Annotated in this window: 7 protein-coding genes; 3 read left to right on the top strand and 4 right to left on the bottom strand. The window is 64.6% G+C overall.

Annotated features, from left to right (window positions below; all coding sequences use genetic code 11):
* The first annotated feature begins 60 nt into the window (after positions 1 to 60).
* Together ABEL04_RS00495 and ABEL04_RS00500 are read left to right on the top strand one after the other, a co-directional pair.
* Positions 61 to 1,128, top strand: a complete 1,068-nt coding sequence (locus tag ABEL04_RS00495) for a polyprenyl synthetase family protein (RefSeq protein WP_375800415.1) — start codon at positions 61 to 63, stop codon at positions 1,126 to 1,128.
* Positions 1,129 to 1,222: 94 nt separating this feature from the next.
* A complete protein-coding gene (locus ABEL04_RS00500; RefSeq protein WP_375800409.1) occupies positions 1,223 to 1,996 on the top strand; it encodes an MBL fold metallo-hydrolase in 774 nt (257 codons plus the stop codon).
* Positions 1,997 to 2,026: 30 nt separating this feature from the next.
* Here the strand turns inward: ABEL04_RS00500 and ABEL04_RS00505 are convergent, their stop codons facing one another.
* From ABEL04_RS00505 to ABEL04_RS00520, 4 genes are all read right to left on the bottom strand, one after another.
* Positions 2,027 to 2,719 (bottom strand): hemolysin III family protein, encoded by a 693-nt coding sequence (locus ABEL04_RS00505; RefSeq protein ID WP_375800410.1) that lies wholly within the window; start codon positions 2,717 to 2,719, stop codon positions 2,027 to 2,029.
* An 83-nt stretch (positions 2,720 to 2,802) separates the two neighbouring features.
* Positions 2,803 to 3,369 carry a YkvA family protein gene (locus ABEL04_RS00510; protein WP_375800411.1) on the bottom strand — a complete coding sequence of 189 codons (567 nt, stop codon included), beginning with the start codon at positions 3,367 to 3,369 and terminating at the stop codon, positions 2,803 to 2,805.
* A 184-nt stretch (positions 3,370 to 3,553) separates the two neighbouring features.
* A complete protein-coding gene (locus tag ABEL04_RS00515; protein ID WP_375800412.1) occupies positions 3,554 to 5,236 on the bottom strand; it encodes an acyl-CoA carboxylase subunit beta in 1,683 nt (560 codons plus the stop codon).
* A gap of 209 nt (positions 5,237 to 5,445) precedes the next feature.
* Entirely contained in the window at positions 5,446 to 5,640 is a 195-nt protein-coding gene (locus tag ABEL04_RS00520; protein WP_375800413.1) for a general stress protein CsbD, read from the bottom strand.
* 158 nt (positions 5,641 to 5,798) lie between these two features.
* Between ABEL04_RS00520 and hemG the strand changes: the two genes are divergently transcribed.
* The gene (gene hemG / locus ABEL04_RS00525) at positions 5,799 to 7,187 is read left to right on the top strand and encodes a protoporphyrinogen oxidase (RefSeq protein WP_375800414.1); all 1,389 of its coding nucleotides are present in this window, start codon (positions 5,799 to 5,801) and stop codon (positions 7,185 to 7,187) included.
* Positions 7,188 to 7,854: the final 667 nt, after the last annotated feature.

The following is a 7,854-nucleotide window of genomic DNA, read 5'->3' on the forward strand; positions in this document are numbered from 1 at the left end:
ACCTTTCCCCGCCCGGCCCGTACTCGACACAGTGGCTTTCAACCCAAACTGAAAACCGAAATGCCCGACGCGTCCTCCCCGATTTCGAACGGCCGGGCGGCCTCCGACCACTCCGATGCCGACGGAGACACGCTAACCCTCGACCGGTCCGCGCCGACGACTCTCGACGAGATTCGCCTCCCGGTCGAGGACGATCTGGAGGCGTTTCGCTCCTACTTCCGGGAGGCGATGCGGTCGGACCACATGCTGCTGGACAAGATCACCCAGTACGTGCTGTGGCAGAAGGGCAAGCGCATCCGCCCAATTCTGGTGCTGCTGTCCGCGCAGGCCTGCAGCGGCACCGCGACAGACACAACGCACCGGGCCGCCGCGCTGGTGGAACTGTTGCACACGGCCACCCTCGTGCACGACGACGTGGTGGACGACGCCGAGGAGCGCCGGGGCGTGTTCTCCATCAATGCCCTCTGGAAAAACAAGATCGCTGTCCTGCTCGGCGACTTTCTGCTGAGCAGAGGCCTCCTCCTCTCCCTCGACCACGACGACTACTCAATCCTCCACACCCTCTCCGACGCGGTGCGCCGCATGAGCGAGGGGGAACTCCTTCAGATTGAAAAATCGCGCCTGCTGGACATCGACGAGGAGACGTACTTCCGCATCATCTCGGACAAGACAGCCTCCCTCATCTCCGCCTGCACCAAGAGCGGCGCCGTCAGCGTCACTGACGACGAAGCCCTCATCGAGCGGATGGACGAGTTTGGGGAAACCCTCGGCCTCGCCTTCCAGATCCGAGACGACCTTTTCGACTTCAGCGTCGAGGACGCCGGGAAGCCGATCGGGATCGACCTGCAAGAAAAGAAGATGACCCTGCCCCTCATCGTGTCGCTCCGCGAGGCAGGCCGTCGTGAGAAGAAGCGCATCCTCAAGCTCGTGGATCAGGACGACAAGACCCGCGACGACCTCCGCACCATCGGGACCTTCGTGGACAAGCACGGAGGCATCGCGTACGCTCGGCGCAAGATGGAGTCGCTGGCGTCGGACGCGCGCTCCTTGCTGAGTGCCCTGCCTCCCTCCGAGGCCCGACGATCGCTCGCCGGCCTTACCCAGTTTGCCATTCAGCGCTCCCGGTAGACAACGGCGAATTTCGACTTTCGAATGTCGAATTTGTTAGGTTGAAGTCCTCTGCCGTTCGTCACTCGACATTCGCAATTCGAAGCTGTCTGCCATGCCTGCCCTCCACCTCCTCGGCACCGGCGCCGCCGTTAGCGACCCGCACCGCACCACCACCGTGCTGGCCGTGGCCGACGACGCCTCGCCCCCGAACACGATCGTCGTGGACTGCGGGGGCGACGTGCTCCAGCGGCTCCAGGCCTGCGGCCCGTCCATCGACAGCGTGGAGGGGCTCATCGTAACCCACGCGCACATGGACCACACGAGCGGCTTTCCGCTCTTCATGGAAAAGATCTGGCTGGACGGTCGCGACCGCTCCATTCCGGTCTGCGGCATCGAGTCGGCCCTTGCCCAGGCGCAGCGGCTCTGGGACGCGTTCGCGCCGGTCCACGAGGGGTGGGAGGGCATCCCGCCCATCGACTGGCGCGAGGTGCAGCACGAGCGGGACGCGGTCGTCTGGAACGAGGCGCCCTGGATGATCACCGCCGCGCCCGTCGACCACGGCGACACGGCCAACGTGGGGCTCCGCTTCGAGCACGCCCCCACGGGTCACGTGACCGCGTACTCCTGCGACACGGCTCCCACGGAAAGCGTCGTCCACCTGGCCCGGGACGCTGACGTGCTGGTTCACGAAGCCAACGGGGGCACGACCGACAATCATTCGACGGCGGCCGGGGCGGCGGAGGTGGCGGCCGACGCCGACGTGGACCGTCTCCTCCTTGTCCACCTCCCCCCCGGCGACAAAAGCGACGCCCTCCACGAGGCCCGCTCCATCTTTCCCCATACGGACCTGGGGGAGGAACTTGGCACCTACGCACTGTCCGCCTGATTGCCCCTCGTCCTGCGTCTCCACCTCGCGTCACAGCACGTAGAGCACGACGGCCGCGTAGTGGCACGCACTCCCCACCAGCACAAAGACGTGCCAGATCGCGTGGCTGTACCGGAGGGAGTGCCAGCCGTAGAAGAGGGTCCCAATCGTGTAGGCCAGCCCGCCCGCCGCAACGAGGAGCAACGCCCCGATCGGCAGCGCGGCGCGCATGGGATCCGCGAGGAGCACCCCGAACCAGCCCATGAGGAGATACAGCGAGGTGGCCGCCGGGTGAAAGCGGTGCTCGGACAGAAGCTTAAACAGCAGCCCGACCAGCGCAAAGCCCCACGCCAGCGCCAGGACGGTCCAGCCCCATCCCTCCCGCATGAGGACGCCCGCGAACGGGGTGTAGGTGCCCGCGATGAGGAGGAAGATGGCGACGTGGTCGAGGATGCGCAGCGTCCGCTTCAGGCGGGGGGTGCCCGCGCTGTGGTACAGCGTGGAGGTGGCGTAGAGAAACACGAGGGTGCCGCCGAAGACCACAGAGGCGGCCAGGTCCCAGCCCGTGCCGGCCAGCCCGGAGAGGAGGAGCAGCCCGATCCAGCCAATCACGCTCAAGACGAGACCGATTCCATGCGTGATGGCGTTCGCCAACTCCTCCTCATAAGACTGCCGCTTGTGCGGCGCCATCGTCGGATCGTGGACCGGTTCGCGCTGATCGCCCTCAAAATTCCACGTGAGCATGGGACAAATCACCTCTCAGCGACGGGTCAAGGAGGGAGTGGTCCACTCCAGTTGTACGATAGGGGTCAAGGGAGACCGTACTGTTACGGAGAGATTAGATCCTCGGCGGGCTCGTCGCTCTCGTCTTCCAGCCGAGCTCGTTTCCACGCCTGGTAGTCGCGCAAATCCTGTTCCAGGAGGGAGAGACAGGCCGACACGACCGCCGCGTCGTCGAGCACCCCTAGGAGCGGGATCGTGTCGGGGATGAGGTCGAACGGATTGAGGACGTAGAGCAGCGTAAAGCCCGCGGCGCTGAGCGTCCAGACCGGGATCTCGCGGTAGTGCCCGCGCCGGGCGTCGCGGACGAGGCTCAGAAGAAGACGTCCGTCCTCGAGAAGGCGCTGCAGTGGCCCGTTCGACTCGAACCGCTCCTCGATGGCCTCCGCCTGCTCGATCACGGTATCGAGGTCGACCTCCGTGATGTCCTTCGCGCCGCGCTCCACGTACTCCTCGTCAATGGCCGCCAGGCGCTCCGCGACCGACGCATCCTCCGTGCCTCCAAACCGCCGACGCAGCGCACGGGCCCGCGTCCGAATTCGCTCGGACAGTTGCTCGAAGTTTGGAAGCCGGCGCTTCATCCGCGCCCGGAGGCTGGTGGAATCGGCATCCATTGCGGTGTGGGCTTCGTAAGAGGTCTGATTTTGACAACGCCCGGACGCTACAGAAGCTCCCGCCTCGTTCATGCGGGTCGCGTAACGATTTTCCGACGGGACGGGTTGGCTGCACAATCGCTCCCCGACACCTGTCCCTTCGATGTCCCCAACGCTCAACGCAAAACGCCCAACGCCCTCAGCGCTACGTCTGGATCACACCTGTGTTGAACTGCTCAAGCTCCGGATTGTGATCCACCATGTTCAGTCCGCGGGCGAGCCAGTCCCGGGTGTCGACGGGATCGATGAGGGCATCCACCCAGAGCCGCGCCGCGGCGTAGTAGGGGGTCGTTTGCTCTTCGTACCGGTCCTGGATCTCGGAGAGCAACGCCTCCTCGTCCTCGTCGGAGAGCTCCTCCCCCTGTTTCTCCAGCTGGCGCACCTTGATCTGCTTGAGCACCTTCGAGGCCTGCGTGCCGCCCATCACCGCGATCTTGGCCGTCGGCCAGGCCAGCACGAGGCGCGGGTCGTAGGCGCGTCCGCACATCGCGTAGTTGCCGGCCCCGTAGGAGTTGCCCACCACAACGGTGAGCTTGGGCACTGTGGAGTTGGACACCGCGTTCACCATCTTCGCGCCGTCTTTGATGATGCCGCCCTGCTCGGCCCGCTTCCCCACCATGAAGCCGGTGACGTCCTGAAAAAAGAGAATGGGAATCTCCTTCTGGTTGCAGTTCATGATGAAGCGCGCGGCCTTGTCGGCGGCGTCGGCGTAGATGACACCGCCCACCTGGATCTCCCCTTTCGAGTCGAGATCGGTTCGGTTTCGCACGACCGCCCGTTGATTGGCCACCACGCCCACGTTCCACCCGTCGAGGCGGGCGTACCCGGTGAGTAGGGTGCGGCCGTATCCCTCCTTGTACTCGGTCCACGATTCCGCATCGATGATGCGCGCCAGAATTTCCCGCATGTCGTACTGCCCGTTTTCCGCCGCCGGGAAGAGGCCGTAGAGATCGTCCGCCGGGTACGCAGGCTCAGTCGATTCCTTGCGCACAAAGCCGAAGCGCTCCACCGGCCCGGAGTGGTCCACGATCGACCGGATTTTGTCGAGCGCCGCCTCGTCGTCTTCCACCTTGTAGTCGGTGACGCCGGAAATCTCGGAGTGCGTGGTGGCCCCGCCCAGCTCGTCCGCCTCCACGTCCTCCCCGATGGCCGCTTTCACGAGAAACGGCCCCGCGAGAAAGACCGACCCGGTCCCTTCTACGATGATCGCCTCGTCGCTCATGATGGGCAGGTAGGCGCCCCCGGCCACACAGCTGCCCATGATGGCCGCAATCTGCGGGATGCCCTTGCTCGACAGCCTCGCATTGTTGCGGAAGATGCGCCCGAAGTCGTCCTCGTCGGGAAAGATCTCGTCCTGCATCGGCAGGTACACGCCCGCCGAGTCGACGAGGTAGATGATGGGCACGTGATTCTCCAGCGCGATCTTCTGGGCGCGGAGGTTTTTCTTCGCGGTGATGGGAAACCACGCGCCCGCCTTTACGGTGGCGTCGTTGGCCACCACCATGCACTCGCGCCCGCTCACGGGACCAAGTCCCATAACCGTGCCCCCGGCCGGACAGCCGCCCTCCTCCTCGTACATCTCGTAGCCCGCAAAGAGCCCCAGTTCCCGAAACTGATCGGCATCGTCGAGCAGGTACGCAATGCGCTCCCGGGCCGTCAGCTTGCCCCGATCGTGCTGCTTCTGAATCTTCTTCGCACCGCCCCCCTTCCGAATCTCGTCGGCACGCTCCCGCATGGTTTCGACGAGGGCGTCGTAGTGGGCGGCCTGTTCCTGAAATGAGGCACTGTCGGTGGGAGCCTCGGACCCAATCGTGTCGGACTCGGGCATGTGGAGGATTGGGGGTGAGGAGACGATGAGCGGACCAGCAACGGCCGTCGGACGCAGCTCCTCCTTCCGACGCCTCTTGTAATCTAATCGCCGCGGTCCTCAATCCAAAACGCCCCCGTACGCGAAAGGCCGGATCCCCATCGAAGGGAGCCGGCCGCGTGCGTAGTCTCGATGCGCAGGTTTCCCGGACCGGAGGACCGCCGGACCAGCTATAGAATTGCGCTCATTTTCCGACGAATCTCCTCGACGGATTCGCCGGTCTTGTCGTGGATGAGGCCCATGATCTTATCCAGTTCCCCGCGGGCCCGCTTCATCTGCTTGTCGTCGAAGTCGGTGTCGTCCCAGATGTCTTTGATTTGGTCTCGAATCCGACGCCAGTCCTCGTTCATTTTTTCCGTCGCCATAATCAACCTCGCTGATGGCTTGTGAGCAAGAGCGTGATATCTCAACTAGATGATACTGCCTATTTGTGGACGGGGTTTCACCCGTGCTCTCGAACGGCCGGAGGGACCGAGCGTTAGAACACTCGACAACAGATACTCACGCACTTGCGCCTCCAACTATGCCCACTGTCGGAGTCATAGGGGCCGGCATTGCCGGCCTGGCCGCCGCCCATCAGCTGCGGGAAGAGGGGGTCGCCGTTCGCGTCCTTGAAGCGTCGGATCGGACCGGCGGTGCCATTCAGTCGGACCACACGGAAGGATTCCTGGTCGAGGACGGCCCCAACTCGGTTCGGGCTGGTGCCCCCGCCCTGGAGGCGATCATCGACGACCTCGGGCTCCAGGACCGTCGGATCTGGGCAAACGACGACGCCGACACCCGCTACGTGGTGCGCGACGAACGCCCGACCCCCCTTCCCCGATCCGTCGGCTCGTTTCTCTCAACGGACCTCTTCTCCACCCGCGCCAAGTTGCGCCTGCTCGCGGAGCCTTTCGTTGGACGAAGCGAGGCGGAGGACGAGAGCGTGGCGCACTTTACGCGGCGGCGTCTGGGACGGGAGGTGCTCGACTACGCCATTGCCCCGTTCGTGGGGGGCGTCTTCGCCGGCACCCCCGAAGACCTCTCCGTGCGACACGCCTTCCGCCGGCTCGCGGCGCTCGAAGACGAGTACGGCTCGCTCTTCCTCGGCGCGGTGCGGCGCGCGCTCTCCAGCAACGGATCGGGCGGCGAGGACGCCCCGTCGGGCCTCTTTTCGTTCCGCGGCGGCCTGCAGGTCCTCCCCAACGCCCTGACCGATGCTCTGGGGGACCGGGTCACCCTGAATGCACCGGTGACGACCCTCGACCACGACGGCTCACAGTGGCATGTGACAGTGAATCGCCCGGACGGGCACGAGCAGACTCGCACGTTCGACGCCCTCGTCTGTACCGCCCCGCTCCACCGGCTGGACGAGATGGACTTCGACACGCCGGTGGACCTCACCCCCTTCGCAGACGTCTCGTATCCTCCACTGAGCGTGCTCGCCTTGGGCTACCCTCGCGAGGCGGTGGATCACCCGCTGGACGGCTTCGGGATGCTCGTGCCTCCCGTCGAGGACGACCTGAATATCCTGGGGACGATCTTTTCCTCCACGCTCTTTCCCGGCCGGGCCCCGGACGACCACGTGCTCCTCACCACGTTCGTCGGCGGCGGGCGGGCGCCGGAGCAGGCCACAACGGAGACGTCCGCCGTTCAGTCGACCGTGGAGCGCGACCTGGAGCGCCTCCTCGGCGTAGACGGGTCGCCAGTCTTCCGGCGCCACATCCACTGGCCGAACGCCATTCCGCAGTACACCGTCGGCTACGGGTCGGTGAAAGAGGCCCTCGACGCGCTCGAACGACAGCACCCCCGGCTCGCCTTCGCGGGCAACTACCGGCAGGGGGTCTCGGTGAGCGACGCGCTCACCTCCGGCGTGGAGACCGCCGACCGCCTCCTCGACCGATTGCCGATGCGCGAGAACGCCCAGCGTTGACATGTTTCATGCCGCACCTTGTGTCTAAATCAAGAAGCATGGCTACTACGCTACCCAGCGATAGGAGGCCACCGGCTCTGGCTATAACGCTTCTGAGGTGCACCTGAGAAGTTGGACTGGCGACGAGCAGCGGAGGCTGGAACGTGCAGGGCGACGTAGGGGTGAGTGCACAGTGATCCCTTCTGCACGCATTCGCTTGGCGCGGGCAGCTGGCCGGGCGAGATCTGTTCCGGCGTGAGCGGAGGCACACTTTTCAAACAAATGCCCTCCGAGTGTGTCGCGGGTAGAAAGGTAGATGTACCAGCGAACGGCTTTCGCGGCACTCTACCCGCCGGACTGTGATGTCTCCGGGGCATTTACGCCCCACAATCTCACCTCAACGATCTGTCCGGACTCTCGCAGCACGCGGTACGTGTCGCCGTCTGTGGCCAGGACAACTTCCGCTCAAAACGAGCCCTGAGCGAGAACAGGCCCGACCATCACAGCTCCTACGTTTGACTTTTTTCAAGAGATTCATTTATCCTAGAAATCAGTCGTCGTCGCTCTGAATTACAGGAAGCACCGAAGGTCGATCTGCGCCTCTGGCCGCCCCTTCGCGTCGGGGCATACGCGAACTAAGTAGAACAGTAAAAGTACGTTAGTTTTGGTAGAGACCCGCTGTCTGGAG

It is taken from the genome of Salinibacter sp. (assembly GCF_042218895.1).
GTDB lineage: Bacteria > Bacteroidota > Rhodothermia > Rhodothermales > Salinibacteraceae > Salinibacter.

Coding starts and splice junctions, on each gene's coding strand:
- ABEL04_RS00495 (WP_375800415.1), top strand. CDS start 61: ATGCCCGACGCGTCCTCCCCGATTTCGAACGGCCGGGCGGCCTCCGAC.
- ABEL04_RS00500 (WP_375800409.1), top strand. CDS start 1,223: ATGCCTGCCCTCCACCTCCTCGGCACCGGCGCCGCCGTTAGCGACCCG.
- ABEL04_RS00505 (WP_375800410.1), bottom strand. CDS start 2,719: ATGCTCACGTGGAATTTTGAGGGCGATCAGCGCGAACCGGTCCACGAT.
- ABEL04_RS00510 (WP_375800411.1), bottom strand. CDS start 3,369: ATGGATGCCGATTCCACCAGCCTCCGGGCGCGGATGAAGCGCCGGCTT.
- ABEL04_RS00515 (WP_375800412.1), bottom strand. CDS start 5,236: ATGCCCGAGTCCGACACGATTGGGTCCGAGGCTCCCACCGACAGTGCC.
- ABEL04_RS00520 (WP_375800413.1), bottom strand. CDS start 5,640: ATGGCGACGGAAAAAATGAACGAGGACTGGCGTCGGATTCGAGACCAA.
- hemG (WP_375800414.1), top strand. CDS start 5,799: ATGCCCACTGTCGGAGTCATAGGGGCCGGCATTGCCGGCCTGGCCGCC.